Origin of the sequence: Virgibacillus sp. M23, assembly GCF_034190895.1 — a bacterium.
Lineage (GTDB): Bacteria > Bacillota > Bacilli > Bacillales > Amphibacillaceae > Virgibacillus > Virgibacillus salarius.
In genome coordinates this window covers 22,445-41,305 of the sequence record NZ_JAWDHA010000016.1, presented here as the reverse complement: position 1 = coordinate 41,305, position 18,861 = coordinate 22,445, and the positions used below count along the sequence as shown (strand labels likewise).

The 18,861-nt window shown below is 36.9% G+C and carries 19 protein-coding genes; 13 read left to right on the top strand and 6 right to left on the bottom strand.

The window, feature by feature from the left end; all coding sequences use genetic code 11:
- Positions 1-12 precede the first annotated feature (12 nt).
- Positions 13-528, top strand: a complete 516-nt coding sequence (locus RVS70_RS08680) for a molybdenum cofactor biosynthesis protein B (RefSeq protein ID WP_026681441.1) — start codon at positions 13-15, stop codon at positions 526-528.
- A gap of 92 nt (positions 529-620) precedes the next feature.
- On the opposite strand, the gene RVS70_RS08675 is transcribed toward RVS70_RS08680, so the two are convergent.
- Positions 621-1,049 carry a universal stress protein gene (locus RVS70_RS08675; protein WP_026681440.1) on the bottom strand — a complete coding sequence of 143 codons (429 nt, stop codon included), beginning with the start codon at positions 1,047-1,049 and terminating at the stop codon, positions 621-623.
- A gap of 131 nt (positions 1,050-1,180) precedes the next feature.
- On the opposite strand from RVS70_RS08675, the gene RVS70_RS08670 reads away from it, so the two are divergent.
- Both RVS70_RS08670 and ald read left to right on the top strand, forming a co-directional pair.
- Positions 1,181-1,342: a hypothetical protein gene (locus RVS70_RS08670; protein ID WP_162986290.1), complete on the top strand. Its 162-nt coding sequence runs from the start codon at positions 1,181-1,183 to the stop codon at positions 1,340-1,342.
- A 408-nt stretch (positions 1,343-1,750) separates the two neighbouring features.
- A complete protein-coding gene (ald, locus tag RVS70_RS08665; protein ID WP_026681439.1) occupies positions 1,751-2,869 on the top strand; it encodes an alanine dehydrogenase in 1,119 nt (372 codons plus the stop codon).
- Between the two features lie 136 nt (positions 2,870-3,005).
- Here the strand turns inward: ald and RVS70_RS08660 are convergent, their stop codons facing one another.
- Positions 3,006-4,103 carry a M24 family metallopeptidase gene (locus tag RVS70_RS08660; RefSeq protein ID WP_026681438.1) on the bottom strand — a complete coding sequence of 366 codons (1,098 nt, stop codon included), beginning with the start codon at positions 4,101-4,103 and terminating at the stop codon, positions 3,006-3,008.
- A gap of 415 nt (positions 4,104-4,518) precedes the next feature.
- On the opposite strand from RVS70_RS08660, the gene RVS70_RS08655 reads away from it, so the two are divergent.
- From RVS70_RS08655 to RVS70_RS08640, 4 genes are all read left to right on the top strand, one after another.
- The gene (locus tag RVS70_RS08655) at positions 4,519-5,199 is read left to right on the top strand and encodes a metal-dependent hydrolase (protein ID WP_121605482.1); all 681 of its coding nucleotides are present in this window, start codon (positions 4,519-4,521) and stop codon (positions 5,197-5,199) included.
- Between the two features lie 519 nt (positions 5,200-5,718).
- Positions 5,719-6,471: a prepilin peptidase gene (locus RVS70_RS08650; RefSeq protein ID WP_321132883.1), complete on the top strand. Its 753-nt coding sequence runs from the start codon at positions 5,719-5,721 to the stop codon at positions 6,469-6,471.
- A 221-nt stretch (positions 6,472-6,692) separates the two neighbouring features.
- Positions 6,693-6,923: a hypothetical protein gene (locus tag RVS70_RS08645; RefSeq protein WP_226983527.1), complete on the top strand. Its 231-nt coding sequence runs from the start codon at positions 6,693-6,695 to the stop codon at positions 6,921-6,923.
- 73 nt (positions 6,924-6,996) lie between these two features.
- Positions 6,997-8,304, top strand: a complete 1,308-nt coding sequence (locus RVS70_RS08640) for a DRTGG domain-containing protein (protein ID WP_026681434.1) — start codon at positions 6,997-6,999, stop codon at positions 8,302-8,304.
- A gap of 316 nt (positions 8,305-8,620) precedes the next feature.
- Here the strand turns inward: RVS70_RS08640 and RVS70_RS08635 are convergent, their stop codons facing one another.
- Positions 8,621-8,914: a YtpI family protein gene (locus tag RVS70_RS08635; RefSeq protein WP_026681433.1), complete on the bottom strand. Its 294-nt coding sequence runs from the start codon at positions 8,912-8,914 to the stop codon at positions 8,621-8,623.
- Between the two features lie 105 nt (positions 8,915-9,019).
- On the opposite strand from RVS70_RS08635, the gene RVS70_RS08630 reads away from it, so the two are divergent.
- A complete protein-coding gene (locus RVS70_RS08630; RefSeq protein ID WP_026681432.1) occupies positions 9,020-9,967 on the top strand; it encodes a DHH family phosphoesterase in 948 nt (315 codons plus the stop codon).
- A gap of 43 nt (positions 9,968-10,010) precedes the next feature.
- Here RVS70_RS08630 and RVS70_RS08625 read toward each other — a convergent pair whose 3' ends face one another.
- From RVS70_RS08625 to RVS70_RS08615, 3 genes are all read right to left on the bottom strand, one after another.
- A complete protein-coding gene (locus tag RVS70_RS08625) occupies positions 10,011-10,208 on the bottom strand; it encodes a hypothetical protein (protein WP_026681431.1) in 198 nt (65 codons plus the stop codon).
- A gap of 128 nt (positions 10,209-10,336) precedes the next feature.
- Positions 10,337-10,840, bottom strand: a complete 504-nt coding sequence (gene ytrI, locus RVS70_RS08620) for a sporulation membrane protein YtrI (RefSeq protein WP_026681430.1) — start codon at positions 10,838-10,840, stop codon at positions 10,337-10,339.
- Positions 10,840-11,172, bottom strand: a complete 333-nt coding sequence (locus RVS70_RS08615; RefSeq protein ID WP_026681429.1) for a YtrH family sporulation protein — start codon at positions 11,170-11,172, stop codon at positions 10,840-10,842. The genes ytrI and RVS70_RS08615 overlap by 1 nt, the downstream gene beginning before the upstream one ends.
- A 141-nt stretch (positions 11,173-11,313) precedes the next feature.
- On the opposite strand from RVS70_RS08615, the gene dnaE reads away from it, so the two are divergent.
- The 5 genes from dnaE to accA all read left to right on the top strand — a co-directional run bounded on the left by dnaE (position 11,314) and on the right by accA (position 18,636).
- Positions 11,314-14,679 carry a DNA polymerase III subunit alpha gene (dnaE, locus tag RVS70_RS08610; protein WP_321132879.1) on the top strand — a complete coding sequence of 1,122 codons (3,366 nt, stop codon included), beginning with the start codon at positions 11,314-11,316 and terminating at the stop codon, positions 14,677-14,679.
- A 116-nt stretch (positions 14,680-14,795) separates the two neighbouring features.
- Positions 14,796-16,034, top strand: coding sequence for an NADP-dependent malic enzyme (locus tag RVS70_RS08605; protein ID WP_205388702.1), 1,239 nt, complete (start codon positions 14,796-14,798; stop codon positions 16,032-16,034).
- Between the two features lie 20 nt (positions 16,035-16,054).
- Positions 16,055-16,678 carry a FadR/GntR family transcriptional regulator gene (locus RVS70_RS08600; protein ID WP_321132877.1) on the top strand — a complete coding sequence of 208 codons (624 nt, stop codon included), beginning with the start codon at positions 16,055-16,057 and terminating at the stop codon, positions 16,676-16,678.
- A gap of 144 nt (positions 16,679-16,822) precedes the next feature.
- Positions 16,823-17,683, top strand: coding sequence for an acetyl-CoA carboxylase, carboxyltransferase subunit beta (gene accD / locus RVS70_RS08595; protein ID WP_026681425.1), 861 nt, complete (start codon positions 16,823-16,825; stop codon positions 17,681-17,683).
- Complete coding sequence (gene accA, locus RVS70_RS08590) at positions 17,680-18,636, top strand: acetyl-CoA carboxylase carboxyl transferase subunit alpha (RefSeq protein WP_026681424.1); 957 nt, start codon at positions 17,680-17,682, stop codon at positions 18,634-18,636. Before accD ends, accA begins: the two co-directional genes overlap by 4 nt.
- Positions 18,637-18,861: the final 225 nt, after the last annotated feature.

The window sequence follows — 18,861 nt, the reverse complement described above, 5'->3', positions numbered from 1 at the left end:
GAGAGGTATTAATTGTCAGTAAAGGAACATAAGCGTGAAAACCACGTAGTAAATTGCATGATTTTAACTATTAGCGATACACGGACATTGGAAACTGATATGAGTGGAGGGCTTATTGAAGAACAATTGAAGGCGAACGGACATTGGATAAGTGTCAGAGATATTATTAAAGATGATCGAAATGACATTCAAAAAATAGTTACGAGAGCTTGTGTCAATCCCGGTGTTGAAGTAATCATTTGTAATGGTGGAACTGGTATTGCTGATAGAGACGTTACCATTGAAGCAATAAAAGAACTTTTTACGAAAGAAATCCCTGGCTTTGGAGAGATATTTCGAATGTTGAGTTACAAAGAAGATATTGGGTCAGCCGCTATTCTTTCAAGAGCAGTTGCAGGTACTCGAAACCAAACAGTTATTTTTGCACTCCCTGGTTCTACTGGAGCGGTAAAGTTAGCCATGGAAAAATTAATCATTCCAGAATTATCTCATATCATCCACGAATTAAGAAAAGAATCACCACATTAGAAGCGCTTCCAACAATAATGTGGAAGTGCTTCTAATGTAATTGAGGAATATTCTTAGTGATGTAGTGAGTATATCGTTTTAATGTTATATAGTTATCTGACAACTAATACATCACATGAAGCGTATCTTGTTATGCTCTCAGAAACACTTCCTATAAGAAAACGTTCAACAGCATTCATCCCTGTTGCCCCACAGATAATAAGGTCCGCATGAAAGTCATTAGCAATATCTTTTGCAATTTTTACTTTTGGAGACCCATATTCTACACATCGAATTAAATTATCAATACCTGCTGATTTTGCATTGTCTACATAGCTGTCTAATAATTCCTTAGCATATTCCTCTGCACGATCTGCTAATGTACGATCATAGGCTTCGGCAGTGGCAAATGTCCGTGAATCAACAACATGAGCTAAAATAATGCGTGCATCATTTCGTTTTGCGATATCTAATGATTTAGTAAAAGCTTTCTCAGATGCTTCTGATCCATCAACTGCTACTACAATATTCTTATATTCCATATAGATCTCCCCTTTCATATAAATTATATACCCGTATTTTAAGGACAACAATCAAAATTTGCCACTTTTACTAATTAAATTTTAGAGAGTGTTGCAGTATTGTGGACATACTATAAATGGGGGTGATTAGATTGTCCAAAGAGAAGCGTGATAATCAGCCACAAAACATTTTTGAGGATGAAAAAGGTGTTGCGGCTGTACAGAATCAGTTAAATGAAAGTTACCAAAGTGGTGTCATTGAAGAAAGGCACAATAATAAGGGAATCTACACGTTTAATAATCGTAAAAATTAAAGTGGAGAATGAGGCTGAGACAAAAGAATGAAGAAACAATAAAAAACGAACGATGAGTTGATGAAATTACCTCATCGCTCGTTTTTTGATCAGAATCATTCATTTAGCACCTGAAATAAGCGAGACTCCGGCGGGAACAGCACGAGTCCGAAGATTCACGTGGTAACGTGTTTTTCTTTACCAAGTTAGCTGAGGCCGTGCCCGTGGAAAGCGCGTATAGTTTCACAGTGTGGCGATGATCCTCCTATTGATAACATGATTATTCGTATTTTGAGTAAAGAAGTTGTGTTTTGTCAGCCTCATTTCCCTTTTACTTTGAGAAAAAATTTGGTACTGTTACAATATACGTATATGAAGTATGAAAGTGCTTTCAAAAAAGTGTTATATTAGAGAATTGGAGGTAGTTAAATGAATATCGGTGTTCCAAAAGAAATAAAAAATAATGAGAATAGGGTTGCTATGGCGCCTTCTGGTGTCCTAACTTTGAAAAATGCCGGTCATACTATTTATATTGAGACAGAGGCTGGTTTAGGTTCTGGATTCACGGACCAACAATATGCGGAAGCCGGTGCAATTATCGTAGCTACAGCCAAGGAAGCTTGGGAACAGGAAATGGTAATGAAGGTAAAAGAACCACTACCTGAAGAATATGATTACTTCTATGAAGGGCTTATTTTGTTTACATATTTGCATTTAGCAGCGGAACCTAGCTTAACAAAGGCGCTGATTGATAAAAAGGTAACTGGGATCGCCTATGAAACGGTGCAGTTACCAAATAATTCACTACCGCTTCTAACACCTATGAGTGAAGTAGCAGGAAGGATGGCTTCGCAACTTGGTGCTCAGTTTCTAGAGAAGACAAAAGGTGGAAAGGGAATCCTTTTAAGTGGAATACCAGGAGTTAAACGTGGCAAGGTTACGGTTATTGGCGGTGGTGTTGTTGGTACAAATGCAGCAAAAATTGCGGTTGGTTTAGGTGCAGACGTTACAATAATTGATTTAAATCCAGAGCGATTGCGTCAGTTGGATGATATTTTTGGATCATCTATTAATACAATGATGTCGAACCCGCTGAATATTAGTCTCGCTTTAGCAGAGTCGGATCTTGTTATTGGTGCAGTGTTAATACCAGGTGCCAAAGCTCCGAAGTTGGTGACTGAAGAAATGGTTCAAGCTATGACAGCCGGTTCAGTGATTGTTGATGTAGCAATTGATCAAGGCGGAATATTTGAAACAAGTGACCATGTTACTACGCATGATAATCCAACATATACCAAACATGGTGTATTGCATTATTCCGTTGCAAATATGCCTGGAGCAGTTCCAAGAACCTCGACAATTGGTTTAACCAATGTTACTGTTCCTTACGCATTACAATTAGCAAATAAAGGCTATGTAGGTGCATGCAAGGATAACGAGGCGTTATTAAAGGGAATTAATACACTCGATGGGTATGTAACATATCAAGCAGTAGCAACATCTCATAGCTTGGAATACGCGGATCCACATACGCTATTGGATAACTAAAGATAGTAATATAAGAAGATAAGGGCGGTCTCCAAAATCTAACGTAGAATTTGGAAGAAAGCCCTTTTTCAATAAATATGAATATGGAGCCGGTTTAGGTTAATCTAAAAATTACTAAACTTATACGCATGCTAAGTTATTCCAAAATCATTAATTCTTTTGGAGATGTAGTTAAAACTTCTGGCCCTTGTTCTGTCATATAAATCATGTCTTCGATCCGAACACCGGCAACCCCTGGTACATAAATACCTGGCTCAATGGTATAGCACATTCCTGCTTGTAACGGTAGATCATTGTTGCTATGCATAGAAGGATACTCATGTGTTTCAATTCCTAATCCATGTCCAATGCGATGTGTGAAGTATTCACCAAAGCCTGCATCTGCAATATGATTTCTTGCTATTTGGTCTAATTTACCAGTTGCTACACCAATCTTAGATGCAGCTATCGCTTTTTGTTCCGCCTCTAAAACGGTATTGTATATCTTTTTTTGTTGCTCGGTTATTGATTTAAATGCTACTGTTCTGGATATATCTGAACAATAGCCCTCATACACTACCCCAAGATCAAATAATACGATATCACCTGATTTTATCTTTTTCATGGAAGGTGTCCCATGCGGTGAAGCGGTCTTTGTACCAGAAAGTGTCATTGTAGAGAAGGACATTTCCTGAATTCCTTGTTTTTTAAGCTCATACTCAATTTTAGCAATTACTTCGAGTTCACCTACGCCTTCCTGAATTGCCGCTATCCCAGTCTTTATTCCAAAGTCAGCTAATTCAGCAGCATGTTTTAATAAATTATATTCCTTCTCACTTTTAATGACACGTAGGTTTGCTAATAGTTCTTCACCATTTACAATACGTGTATTTGAAAAGAGTTGCTGCATCAGTTGATATCGATCTAATGTTAGATTTGTATGCTCGACACCAATTGTATTTGGAATATGTTCATTCGTTTTTAATTTCTGGTAAAACATCTCCCAAGGATTTTCATGATCATGATAGGTGATTATTTGATAACGCCATCCAGCTGCTTTTGCATCCTCTTCTTCCATTGCCGGAATAATTAATAATGGATCAAAATGATTACTAATGTAGACAGCCACTAGCCTTTCATGTGGTTCTGTATAGTAATTAGTAATATAGTATACATTCGCCTTAGATGTAATAAACATACTATCGATATTCTGTTTTTTCATGCTTTTTAGTAATGCTTGAATTCTTTCTGCCATTTCTTTGTACACCTCTTTTATATGTAATATTTTTATTATAGCAAAAATAGTGTATGGAATTAAAATGGATGGCATTAACGACAAGTTGATGGCAACGTATTTTTAATATTTGTTTCCAAAACTATTACTGTGATAAGAAAGCTGATAATATATACATAGATTGAACAGACAATATAAAGTGAAACTTCAATCCGTGGGGGGTGTTTATCCCTGCGGATTGTTAGCACCACAAGGGTATGCCCCGCTTATCCATATTGGTTTTACTTTAATGATTGAAGCGGGGATATTATTGCCAGTTATAGGTGGGATAAAAAAATACGAATAACTAGCATGAAAATAACTAATTTCGGGTAGAAAAAATAAGAATGCTTGTTTAAGATAGATAGTATAATGTTTTATCAGAGGAGTGGTAATCGTGCAAATTTCTTATCATGGACATTCAGTAGTAATGGTTAAAACGGATACACATCAGATTTTAATTGATCCCTTTATTACTGGAAATGAAAAATGTGATTTGGATGCAAACTCAGTAAATCCAGATGTTATCCTGTTGACACATGGTCATAATGACCATGTTGGTGATACGATAGATATTGCAAAGCGGACAAACGCTTTAATCGTTGCTCCTAATGAATTAGCAGACTATATGGGTTCAAAAGGATTACGTGTACATCCGATGCATATAGGTGGGAAGCATGAATTTGATTTTGGTACAGTCAAGCTCACCCAGGCCTTTCATGGCTCGGCGTTTACAGAGGATGATGGTTCAATTGTATACACTGGTATGCCAGCAGGAATCCTTCTAACGGTGAATGAGAAAACGATCTACCATGTTGGAGATACTGGTTTATTTTCAGATTTAAAATTAATAGGTGATATGAATAATATTGATATTGCGTTTGTTCCAATCGGGGATAATTTTACAATGGGGCCCGAAGATGCGCTAATTGCCTCGGAATGGATTCATGCAGATGTAACGGTTCCTATACATTATAATACCTTTCCTGTCATTGAACAGGACCCGCACAAGTTCATCAGTCAAATTAAATCGGGAGAAGGAAAAGTAATGGAGATTGGCGATGCGTTGCAATTATAATCGTTTAGACTGAGAAAAAAGTATCTTATTCACATCATCATCCGAACGGATTCAGTTCGGATGATTTGTTTACGTCAAACAGGTTCTATCACCCTCTATAAAATACTTCGCCTTCCGTGACGCGGCTCCTAAGGACCACTTTCTTGCACGATCTTCAGCTCGCGCTTTTTTACCGATAGGATAAGGGAATCGGCAGCGTTACATCGCACGCTGATTGAAGTTTCATTTTATTTTATCGTTTTATCGTTCGGCTTTTGGGTTAACTTTTTTCTTGCCAGCCCCTTGCTGTAGAAGCATGCAAATATTCCCTTTTTGCTACTAGTTATTTCCATCTTTTTATACTATAATTTAGGCATAAAGTAGCATATGTCGTAGCAGAAATAGATAAAGTGGCAAACGTATATTGGGGTTGGGACACTATTAAAAACGATCCATTCAAAACACTTTATCCCGTCTCTCTGAAAAAGCTATATTTTATTTTATTAAAAGATATTCAAGTAGAAATAAGGTGAAATCCGATTGAACACTTTTACGCTCTCGTTATTTTTTCTAGTTGGTTTACTGTTTGGATCTTTTTATAATGTAGTAGGATTGCGATTACCTAAACAATTATCGTTTATCATGAACCGTTCTAATTGTATATATTGTAGTCATCAGCTTCACTGGTATGAGCTAATACCCATTTTATCCTTCTTGTGTTTAAAAGGTAGATGTAGTAAATGTAGTAACCGTATATCCTATCTCTATCCATTGATTGAAATCTCTACTGGATTATTATTTGTATATAGTTATTTGATGTTAGGTTGGAATAGCGAGCTAATTATAGCATTGCTATTAGTTTCCATGCTGATGATCATTACAGTTTCCGACTTAACATATATGGTCATACCTAATAAGTTATTGCTATTCTTTCTTCCGCTATTTTTTATACTGCGAATTATCTATCCATTAACGCCATGGTGGTCGCCATTACTTGGAGGACTATTGGGTGTATGTATCACTATGTTCATCATTTTAATTAGTCGTGGTGGTATGGGAGCAGGGGATATGAAACTTTTCGGTGTACTAGGTATTGTATTGGGGTATGAGAAACTATTGCTTTGCTTTTTTCTATCTTGTGTAGTTGGGGCTGTCTTTGGAATGTTGTTACTAGTAATCAAAAAAATTCAACGTAAGCAGCCTGTAGCATTTGGACCATATATAGTAATTGCGACTTTAATTACCTATTTTTATGGAGATGCTATTATCGATTGGTATTTTAGATACCTTTAGATACTGGTAGTTATGAATATTGCTATTTAGATCTGTTTTATCCCATATATAATTGGCAGTAAAACCCACTTCAAGTAATAAGGTGAAACCACTATTGGTGGTATAACCCCCCTACTAAATGAACGCTCACTTTATTATGGACAATATGATGAATAGAAGAACCGTGTAAGTTCTTAATGCATGGATTCTTTCATACATTGTTACCAAGGAGGTAGACAATAATGGTGAGACATTATGCAGTACTACGATTATTGCTTGCAGGTTTCTTCTTATACATGGCGTGGCCCTCTATACCGTATGCTGTTACGCCGATTGAACTTGCTTTTTGGGGTGGATGGTTAATTTTTTTCTTATTAATTGTTGGAGCAAATATTGCTTCACTTTTACAAATGATTCAACCACCAATTATGGAACAGCAAAAGGAAAGACAGCGTCAAACCTATAATTATTGAGTTTCAGCTCTTTCAACTGTATAATAAATGGTAAATAATTCATTAGTACAGTTGAAAGATGGTGTATGTACCAATGGCGAGTAAACATGAGCAAATAATTCAGCATATTATATCATTGGAAATTGGTCATAAGATATCGGTAAGACAAATCGCTAAGGATTTAAATGTAAGTGATGGCACAGCATATCGAGCGATTAAAGAAGCTGAAAATCAAGGACTTGTAAGCACAATCGAACGTGTAGGTACAATTCGTATTGAACGGAAGAAAAAAGAAAACTTCGAGCGCCTTACGTTTGCAGAGGTAATCAATATTGTAGATGGACAGGTTCTAGGTGGTAGAGAAGGGCTTCATAAGACATTATCGAAATTTGTAATTGGAGCTATGCAACTTGATGCGATGATGCGTTATACTGAGGCAGGATCTTTACTGATCGTAGGAAATCGTATTAAAGCGCATGAATTAGCTTTGAAAGAGGGTGCGGCAGTACTTATAACTGGTGGGTTTGATACGGAGGACTATATTAAGCGGTTAGCTGATGAAAGACAGCTTCCAATTATTTCTACTAGTTATGATACGTTTACAGTGGCTGCGATGATAAATAGAGCGATTTATGATCAATTAATAAAAAAAGAAATCGTATTAGTGGGCGATATTTTTACTCCATTTGAACGATCGTTTTATTTACGTGCAAAGGACACCATACATGATTGGTATGAACTTAATCATAGATCGACACATACTCGTTTTCCGGTAGTTGATGAAAAAAAACGTGTTATTGGTATGGCTACTTCAAAAGATATCATTGGGAAAGAGAATCAGACAACTATCGAAAAAGTAATGAGTAGGCATCCGAAGATTGTTCAGACAAAGACTTCTTTAGCTTCTGTGGCCCACATGATGGTTTGGGAAGGTATAGAAGTAATGCCAGTAGCAGATGAATCCAATCATTTACAAGGAGTCATTTCTCGACAGGATGTATTAAAAGCATTACAACAAATACAAAGGCAGCCTCAGGTTGGTGAGACAATAGATGATATTGTTTCTCGTAATTTGCGAGAAGCGGACAATCAGAAGGATACCTATTTAACAACCGTTGCACCACAGATGACGAATCAACTTGGAACATTATCAAATGGAGTATTTACATCATTAATAACAGAAGCGAGTAGGAGAATGCTTCTTCAGTATAAAAAAGGTGATCTTGTAGCGGAAAATCTGTCCGTGTATTTTATTAAGCCAGTACAAATTGACAGCACATTGAAAATAAAACCGAAGCTGCTTGAAATCGGTAGGATGTATGCAAAAATTGATGTGGAAGTATTTGACGAGAGAAAACTAGTTGGTAAAGGATTGCTGATGGCTCAGCTCATTAACCGTTAATTAATCTATCAGTAATAAACGGTTAATGAGGTTTGTGTTGATCAGTAGGGACTGAAGGAATAAAGCTACTGGGGGGAGTGCTTAATGGATAAGAAGCACTCACTCCGGTAGCTTTATAAGTCAATTATAAAATTTGAGCCTATGGATAAATACGGGCGTGTTGAGCCACGTCCAGCTCCAGTGCCCAGAAACTAGGCGACTTCATGAATCGCCCTAATCTAAGTTATCATTGGCTCGAAAGCTAACCGTGATTCCTTTATCTCCGTTGACTCTCTCCAGTCGCTACGTTTCTATTCGCGCTTGCGCTTTTATTTGTTTAGGATGGATTTAATCTCTTCCATTCATTTCGATAGTGTTTTACTTCTTTTATACCTCGATAAATCTGTGGAACTCCGACGATGAGGAGAACTATACCTATAAATAATGATAGCTTTGTTTGGTAAAGAATATATTGATTAGCCGTGAAGAAAAGCACAAAACTACCAAGACATATTCTGGATTTAGCATTGAAGTATGCCTGTGTTAGACCATCCTTGCTTTTTACAATAGCAACTTTATAATATACATAAAGTACAATAGATATTACAATAAATATAGAAAATATAAACATATGTAATCGCCCCTAATCTAAATTACCATTATCCACAAAATTAATTGTAACGTTTTTCTTAAATTTTAGCTACAATGAGAGAATAAAAGCTACGAAAAAGGTGATATTTTGCAGGAAATAATTGAAGCAATAAAACAGTATAATACAATCATTATTCATCGACACGTTCGCCCAGATCCAGACGCCATTGGATCACAAGTAGGATTAAAAGCACTTATTAAGCATTCATTTCCAGAAAAAAATGTCTATGCTGTTGGTGAAGAAGAGGATACATTAACTTTTTTAGCAAGAATGGATACTATTTCTGATGAGCAATATCGAGGCGCACTTGTTATTGTATGTGACACAGCAAATACGGAGCGAATATCTGATGAACGTTATCAATTAGGTAGTAAATGGATTAAAATTGATCATCACCCCAATACGGATGAATACGGTGATATACAGTGGATAAATATTGGGGCTAGCTCTACAAGTGAAATGATCTATGAATTTTTTATACAAGCAAAGAATCATGGCTTTTCATGTAATCATGAAGCAGCACGTCTTCTTTATGCAGGCATAGTAGGAGACACGGGTAGATTTTTATATCCGAGCACATCGAAAAAAACGTTCCAATATGCTGCAGAACTAGTAACCTATTCATTTGATCGCACAGCATTATATGATGGAATATATAATGTGAAAGCGAATATAGCGAAGTTACGTGGCTATATTTTGCAAAACTTTACATTATCTCCATCAGGTATGTCTTCTGTTAAGCTAACAAAACAAATTTTAGAAGAATTTCAAGTACAACCAACCGATACAGGTCAATTGGTAACAGCTTTAGGAGATGTTGAAGGAATTTGTGCATGGGTAATATTTATTGAAGAGGATGAGATCATCCGAGTTCGCTTGCGGTCGAAGGGACCTGTTATTAATGAGTTAGCCGCTAAATTTAATGGTGGAGGTCATCCCATGGCATCGGGCGCTTCTGTAAGTACGTGGGAGGAAGCGGATAGACTAGTACGTGAATTAGATGAAATATGTGTAACATATAATAACGCATAAAAAACGAGCCGAAAGTACCGGCTCGTTTATTCATCGTAAGTAATTAACTACTTTTTCTATTGGAGTTCGGGATAAACCAGCAACCTGAATTTGTGTTGTCATAAATGACGTCCAAGTGTTCCTTCTCAATATCACGTTTTATTAAGCGAATGAGCTCATGTGATTCAGCATAAGCGGAATGGCCCTCTTTTAGTCGAGCTATTTTTTCATCACGCATCCGTCTATGATTCATTACCAACATGAAAATCCACTCCTTTCATCTTAAGCAGTATATGAAAGTTAATCGCAAATGTTCTTTTCTTATTTTTATTTTAAACAAAAAATAACGATATTACCATAAATTTTCAAATATTTCATAAAACGTTCACATTAGTTAGCAAGATCTGCTTTAACGGTTATTTTAATATGTTTGGATATAACTAGCTTTGTTATTGTAAAGTTGTAGGTAAACTCGTCTACAGTATAGGCTTTGTTTTCAATGGTGGATACAAGTAATTTTTCACTTTCTGCGATAAGAGAAAGATCCTTTCCGTAAATATGTTTTAACTCGGTTTTTACCATCTCTTCTAAATTATCAATAATAAGTCGATCCAAAGGCAACTCATCTGTATTTTCAATGGTTAACGATACGGACTCAATAGTTACCGCCTTCTGCGATTTTTCGCTTAACTCATCGTTATCTTCTAATAAGGATTCGTTTTGATTTTGTAAATCATTTATTTTACTGCGAAATTGATTGTTTTCCTCAAGTAATGATTCATACATCGATCCATACATATAAAGAAGGGTACAGTAGGCAATTACACCACCGATCATTACTCCAACAAAAAAACGCTGCCAAGTTACTTTTTTATGATAAGGAGGGATATGCATCAATTAATTTCCTCCTGAATAAGCCAATTTAACAAAAGTATCGCTGTTTTCACGCCACCCATTGCGGAAAGAATAAATAATGCCTGTTTTACTAAATCCATGGTTGATCCATCATAGATACCCTTTTCAAAATTCGCAATTGCATCAAAGGTTCCACCAATCGCAGCTACTATTGCCCAAATACGTAAACGGTTAGCAATTCGACCAATATCATATATTGGTGCATCTCCAGTGACAAATGCACCGATACTTCCAATAATTGATCCACCAATTATGACACCAAAAGCAATAAAGTAACAATGTATAAACGTCTCAAAAAATCGTTCTTCCATAAGAACGCACTCCTCGTGAGCCATGTTAGTTCCATTGTATGATTAATAAGGACAGGTTATGCTTTTGAATCAGCTTTTCCGTATGCATGTTCTATCTAGATTGGTATAATAAGAAGTAGAGATTTTAAAGGACGGGATACGATGTCGTTTACACATTTACAAGTACGTAGCAGCTATAGTTTGCTGGACAGTACGATTACAATCGAAAAATTAGTGAAAAAAGCTATTGAGTTAGAGTATGATGCTTTAGCACTTACGGATTATCAGGTGCTGTACGGAGCAATTGATTTTTATAGGCAATGCAAAGCGTATGGGATCAAGCCTATCATAGGGATGATTATCACAGTGAGAGGCGAGAAAAATAATGATAAAGAACAAGTAACATTATTAGCTAAAAATAATCACGGTTATCAGAACTTAGCTAAGCTAAGTACACACATTCAGAAAAATGGAGAAGGAGGTATTACTATAAATGAGCTATCTCCTTATGTGGCGGACTGCGTTGGTATTCTTTCGATTAATCATTCCTCTATAGCAAAAATACTATCATCAAACCTATATGAGGATATTCATACACTTTTATCAGGATTTATGAACTTGTTTAAGCAAGGAGATTTCTATCTTGGCATCGAAGCTAGTCGCACTGAAATAGACACGGTACTGATTCAAAAAGGAATGGAGTTCAAGGATCAATACTCCATTCCTGTAGTTGCATTAAATGATGTTCGCTATTTAGAGGAGAAAGAAGCCATTGCCTTTGATTGCTTACAAGCGATGAAAATGAATGAAAAGTGGAATGGAAAACAAATAAGTACGCATCTTCAGCATCATCATCTTCGTTCTAAAGTAGAGATGGATCATATATTTATTTCCTGGCCAGAAGTATTGACAGAAACGGAAAACATAAAAGCCAAATGTGACGTTAACTTTCAATTTAATCAACGTCATCTTCCATCTTTTCCACTTCCAAATGGGAATGAGGATGCACATGAGTTTTTAGAAAAGTTATGCTGGAAGGCAGTAAACTCTAAATATACCTTGCTAACAGATGAACTACGTAGTCGGTTAACCTATGAACTACGTGTCATTGAATCTATGCAGTTTAGTGATTATTTTCTTATTGTGGCAGATTTCATTCGTTTCGCTAAACAAAATAATATTTTTGTTGGACCAGGTAGGGGATCTGCTGCAGGCTCATTAGTCGCTTATATTCTGGGGATTACGGAGATAGATCCGATAGAATATGACCTTCTATTTGAACGTTTTCTAAATCCAGAGCGCATGACCATGCCGGATATCGATATAGATTTTTCTGATACTAGACGCGACGAAGTGTTGATGTACATTCGTGAGAAATACGGGCATGATCATGTGGCTCAGATCATAACATTTGGAACCTATGCAGCTCGTTCATTGCTGAGGGAGCTCATAAAGACAATGGATATCAATCAACAGGATGCATCCTTCATTTTGCGACATATTCCAGTTCAGTCAAAGAAAAGTATTGTTCACATTGTTAACGAATCAAAGGAATTAAAAGAGTATGTAAAGGGATCTGAACAATTAAAAGTGCTGTTTACCGTTGCAACAACATTAGAGGGAATTCCTAGGCATATTTCGACACATGCTGCTGGAATTGTCATAACACAGGATCCGCTTGTAGAGTATATTCCTTTAGCAACAAGCGGGTCAGATATCTGGCTAACTCAATTTCCAATGAATGATTTAGAGGATATAGGATTATTAAAAATTGATTTACTAGGGCTACGAAATTTAACATTAATGGAGCGTGTTAATAGAACGATAAATTACTCGAAAAATAAAACAATTCATCTGAACGAAATCCCTGCTGATGATCAGGAAACATTTGCTTTGCTTAAAGAGGGGAAAACCAATGGTGTATTTCAGCTTGAATCCCAAGGGATGAAACAAGTACTTCGCGAATTACAACCATCAACATTTGAGGATATCGTAGCTGTTAACGCACTATATCGGCCTGGTCCGATGGAATATATTCCGACATATATAAAACGAAAACATCAGCAAGAAGCTATTGTTTATCCACATCCTGATCTTGCTTCCATTTTGGTTAAAACTTACGGAGTCCTTGTTTATCAAGAGCAAATTATGCAAATTGCTAGTAAGATTGCTGGTTTTTCTCTAGGGGAAGCTGATATATTACGTAGAGCAGTAAGTAAAAAACAGGAATCGGTAATGGAGGAACAAAAAGGGAAATTCATTGATGGCTGTATTGGAAATGGCTATGATCTATCTGTTGCTGAAGAGCTATTCGCTTGGATTGTTAAATTTTCTAATTATGGATTTAATCGCAGTCATGCAGTAGCATATAGTAAAATAACTTATCAATTAGCTTATTTAAAAACACATTTTCCTGCTGCTTTTTTTGCTGAACTCTTAAGCTCTTCCGTTAATCAACATGACAAACTACAAACGTATGTAAGGGAAATGAAGGAGTTACAATTAACGCTGTTACCACCATCTATCAATAAAAGCTACGGGCGTTATTCGGTAGAAGGGGATTGTATTCGCATAGGCCTTCTTCAAATCAAAGGTATTGGGAAGCAAGTAGTACATGAGATTGTCCAAGCCCGCAAAGAACGTCCATTTAAGAATCTTTTTGATTTTTGTTTACGTATTTCATTAAAGACAGTGAACAGACAAACAATTGAACTTTTGGTTATGTCAGGCGCAATGGATGAATTCCATGGCAACCGAGCTAGCTTGATGGCAACTATTGATCAAGCAATAGAACAAGGTGAGCTCTTTAAAGAGTTTCAAGGACAGCCTCGTTTATTCGATGATCAAATAGAATTAGAAGGTGAGTATGTACTAATTGAAGACTTTACGCAAATAAAAAAGCTAGCAGATGAAAAAGAATTACTAGGTATCTATGTCTCTGATCATCCATTAACTTCGTACAGAAAACAGTTACAGCGAAGTGGCTATATAAGGCTAGCACATGCACGTAAGTTAATTGGAAAAAGAAACGTAAAGAGTGCGGCTGTTATTCAACAAATTAAAACGATTCGGACAAAGCGTGGAGACCCAATGGCTTTTCTTACATTAGGAGATGAAACAGGTGAAATGGAGGCAGTGGTCTTCCCAGATTTATATCGTCAAATTAATCGGTGGTTGAAGGAAGAGTTGCTTGTTATTATGGAAGGGAAAATAGAATCTCGAAATCAACGAATACAATGGTTACTCTCATCAGTAGAGCTGTTATCGGAGGAGGTGCTATACAAATTAACAACAGGTAGGCTGTTTATAAAAATTTCTGGGAATAGTAGTGAGTCGGAATTAAAAAAGATCAAGCAAATAGCGAATTATAACCCTGGTAATACGCCAATCATTATTTTTCAGGAAGATACAAGAAGGACATATCAGCTTTCTGAGGAATATTTCATTCATCCAAATAGAGAAAGCATCAAAAACTTGGAAACATACTTTGGAAAAGAATCTGTTGTGTTCGATTCAGACAAACAATAATCATTACTTTACAGACACGAAGCATCTGTTATAATGGAGAGGTTAAGGGTGGTCAGACCACTATAAGCATCGAAGGTAATTAGTATTTTTTCTGCGAAAGGGAGCGATTAGTAAAGATGGCAAGCTTAAGAGATAAAGCGTTGCACTTGCATAAAGTAAATAAAGGTAAACTAACGACACAATCAAAGATACCAGTTACCAATGCAAAGGAGTTGAGTCTAGCATATTCTCCTGGAGTAGCTGAACCTTGTAAGGAAATTCATGACCATAAGGAAACGGTTTATGATTATACAATGAAGGGGAATATGGTTGCGGTTGTCAGTGATGGCTCAGCGGTGTTAGGACTTGGAAATATTGGGCCAGAGGCAGCACTTCCAGTAATGGAAGGGAAGTCTGTCTTATTTAAAAGCTTTGCTGGTGTAGATTCCTTTCCTATTTGCTTGGCTACCCAAAATGTAGAAGAAATTGTAAATGCTGTAAAGCTGATGGAGCCTACATTTGGTGGAGTGAATCTAGAGGATATAGCAGCACCAAATTGTTTTATCATTGAAGAGCGTCTTAAAAAGGAAACAAATATACCTATATTCCACGATGATCAGCATGGGACTGCTATTGTAACTGTTGCAGGATTAATCAATGCACTTAAATTAGTCGGTAAGTCTTTTTCGGATATTAAAGTTGTAGCAAACGGAGCTGGAGCAGCTGGGATTGCAATTATTAAATTATTATATAGCTTTGGCGTACGTGATATGGTTATGTGTGACTCTAGAGGTGCCATATTTGAGGGACGTTCATATGGTATGAACGACGTGAAAGAAAAAGTGGCAAAATATACGAATCAGGCTAAAAAAGAAGGTAGTCTTGAAGAAATGCTTGATGGTGCTGACGTATTTATTGGTGTATCCGTAGGTGGTGCACTAACGAAGGAAATGGTAGAGAAAATGAATGATGATTCGATTATATTTGCGATGGCAAACCCTGATCCTGAAATCATGCCGGAGTTGGCTAAGGAAGCTGGCGCAAAGGTGATTGGGACTGGCCGTTCTGACTTTCCGAACCAAGTTAATAATGTACTTGCCTTTCCTGGGATCTTTCGTGGTGCATTGGATGTCCGAGCTACTAGAATTAACGAACGTATGAAGGTTGCAGCAGCAAATGCTATTGCTTCGCTAATTTCAGAAAGTGAGTTAAATGAGGACTATGTAATTCCTGCTCCATTTGATGCTAGAGTTGCGCCTATCGTCGCCAAAAGTGTCGCACTTGCCGCAATGGAATCAGGTGTGGCTAGAATAGAAGTTGATCCAGAAGACGTAGCGGAGAAAACGAGAAGATTAACACAGATTGATGAAAAATGATGTGTTAAAAGGAGTGAGTCATGGCTGTGTCCATGCCATCAAAACAAAAAGTATATCACGGTGTATTAACCGAGATTCGACACTTTATTAATAGTAATAATTTACAACCAGGAGACAAGCTTCCTTCGGAAAGAGAGCTTGCTGAAAAGCTCCAAGCCGGAAGGTCTTCCATACGTGAGGCATTACGCGCAATGGAACTACTAGGTTTAATTGAGACACGGCATGGTGAGGGTACTTATTTAAGTGCTTATCGTTCTTATCAGACGGTTGAATTGCTCTCTTCTTTTATATTACAAGGAGATCAAATAAAGGTTGAATTATTACTTACTATTCGAATATTAGAAAAAGAGGCAGCAAAACTTGCTTTTGATAGGATACATGAAACAGAAATCAAAGCGTTGAAAACGATTATAACTAGTGATGAACGAAAGCCAAACGATAGGCACGCTGCTTTTTTTAGTTATATCTTTGAAAGAACAGATAATTTGTTATTTACGAAGGTATGGCGTTTAATGTATGAATTTGCTATCACCGTAGAGGATGTTTATACGAGTTCCATATTTTATCAAGAACTCATTCAGCTGTACGTTGAACGAAATTTTAATTCGATTGAAACGTTATTCGACGCTTTAGCTGATAAATAAAGGTTTTTAGACGGCGGATTATGACAATTTTTTTAATTTGAGTTCGCTATACTATATATTATAGGGTTTCATTCTTGCTGTCTTTAAGGCACCAGGCTTTGTTGCTCGTATGCCATGGTTTTGTTGAAAAAAGGAGGAATTGCCTTGCTTAAGGATTTTTTTGGCAAGCGAAGAAAATACGCATCCATTCCTAGCGAACAAGCAAAAGCAGATGTTCCAGAAGGGCTAATGCAAAAATGTAACGGATGTCATAAAATATATTATCGAAAAGAAATGAATAAGAATTTACAAGTTTGTCCAAATTGTGGGTATCATCACCCCTTACAAGCTTGGGATCGTATCGATACATTATTTGATGAAAACAGCTTTGAAGAATGGGATAATGATCTTATTACGAGTAACCCACTTCAGTTTCCTGGTTATGAAGAAAAAGTGGTAAAAGATCGTAAAAAAACAGGTTTAAATGAGGGTGTCGTTACAGGAAAAGGTACAATTGAAGGACAAGCTACAGCGTTTGCTGTCATGGATTCGACTTTTCGAATGGGAAGTATGGGATCTGTAATCGGTGAAAAAATTGCAAGAGCATTAGAAAACGCAAAGAATGAAGGACTGCCCTTTATTATATTTACTGCATCTGGTGGAGCGAGGATGCAGGAAGGTTTATTAAGCTTAATGCAAATGACAAAGACTTCTATTGCCGTGAAACGTTTTAGCGATGCAGGTGGGTTTATGGTTTCTGTCATGACGCATCCTACAACTGGCGGAGTATCTGCAAGTTTTGCATCAATAGGTGATTATAATATCGCAGAACCTGGAGCGTTAATCGGATTTGCAGGTAGACGAATTATTGAACAAACAATTAGGGAAAAATTACCAGAAGATTTTCAGACTGCTGAGTTTCAATTAAAGCATGGACAGCTCGATAAGGTTGTTCACCGTCAAGAAATGCAGGAACTATTATCAAAGTTGCTTAAGTTTCATCAGAAAGGTGGGGAAGAAGCGTGAAACAAGTTTTAGAATTTGAGAAACCCATCGTTGATTTAAAAGAGAAAATCTCTGAACTTAAGCGATTTACACAGGATAGTGAGATTGATTTATCGGATGAAATTACAACATTAGAGAAAAGGCTAGCTGTATTAGAAAATGATATTTACGGAAACTTAAAACCCTGGGATCGAGTCCAACTTGCAAGACATTCAGAGCGTCCGACTACATTAGACTATGTTCATAAACTGTTCACCGATTTTATTGAATTTCATGGAGATCGGTTATTTGGTGATGATGAGGCAATAATTGCTGGAATAGCATATTATAAAGATAATCCAGTTACTGTTATAGGGCATCAACGTGGGAAAGATACAAAAGAAAATTTACGAAGAAATTTCGGTATGCCACATCCAGAAGGCTACCGTAAGGCATTAAGACATATGAAGCAGGCAGAGAAGTTCGGACGACCAATCATTTGTTTTATAGATACAAAGGGTGCATATCCAGGAAAAGCTGCTGAAGAAAGAGGCCAAAGTGAGGCGATAGCCCGTAATCTAATGGAAATGGCAGGCTTAAGAGTCCCCATCGTATGTGTGGTTATTGGCGAAGGAGGCAGCGGTGGTGCCCTTGCCTTAGGAGTTGGTGATGAGATACATATGCTGGAAAACAGTACGTACTCTGTTATATCTCCGGAGGGAGCTGCATCCATCCTGTGGAAAGATTCGGCATATGCTCAGCGTGCAGCTGAATCAATGAAAATTACCGCATATGATTTGAAGAAATTGCAAGTGATTGATAAGATAGTACCTGAGCCTAAAGGTGGAGCACATCGAGATTTAGACCAACAAGCGGCTTATTTGGATGAGGTATTAGAGCAATCGTTGCATACGTTAAGTAAATGCTCTGCAGACACATTGCTTGAGAATAGATGGCAAAAATATAAACAGATCGGTGATTATAATCTGTTATAACTCAAGTGCTGTTCTTTCTTCTTTTAAAGATTGCAAGGCAGTTTGTAAAGTGTTAAGCATATCAGGCGCGTACATTATTTTTAGAGGTTGACATTTTATGTCAACCTCATCTTCGTGTTTTTGATGAAATTCTCTATGTTCTACATGCTTTCAATTGCTATTTTACTAAATTCCAATTATCTTTAAGAGAGGGTATTATTAAACATAGATAAAAAGTTCGACTAG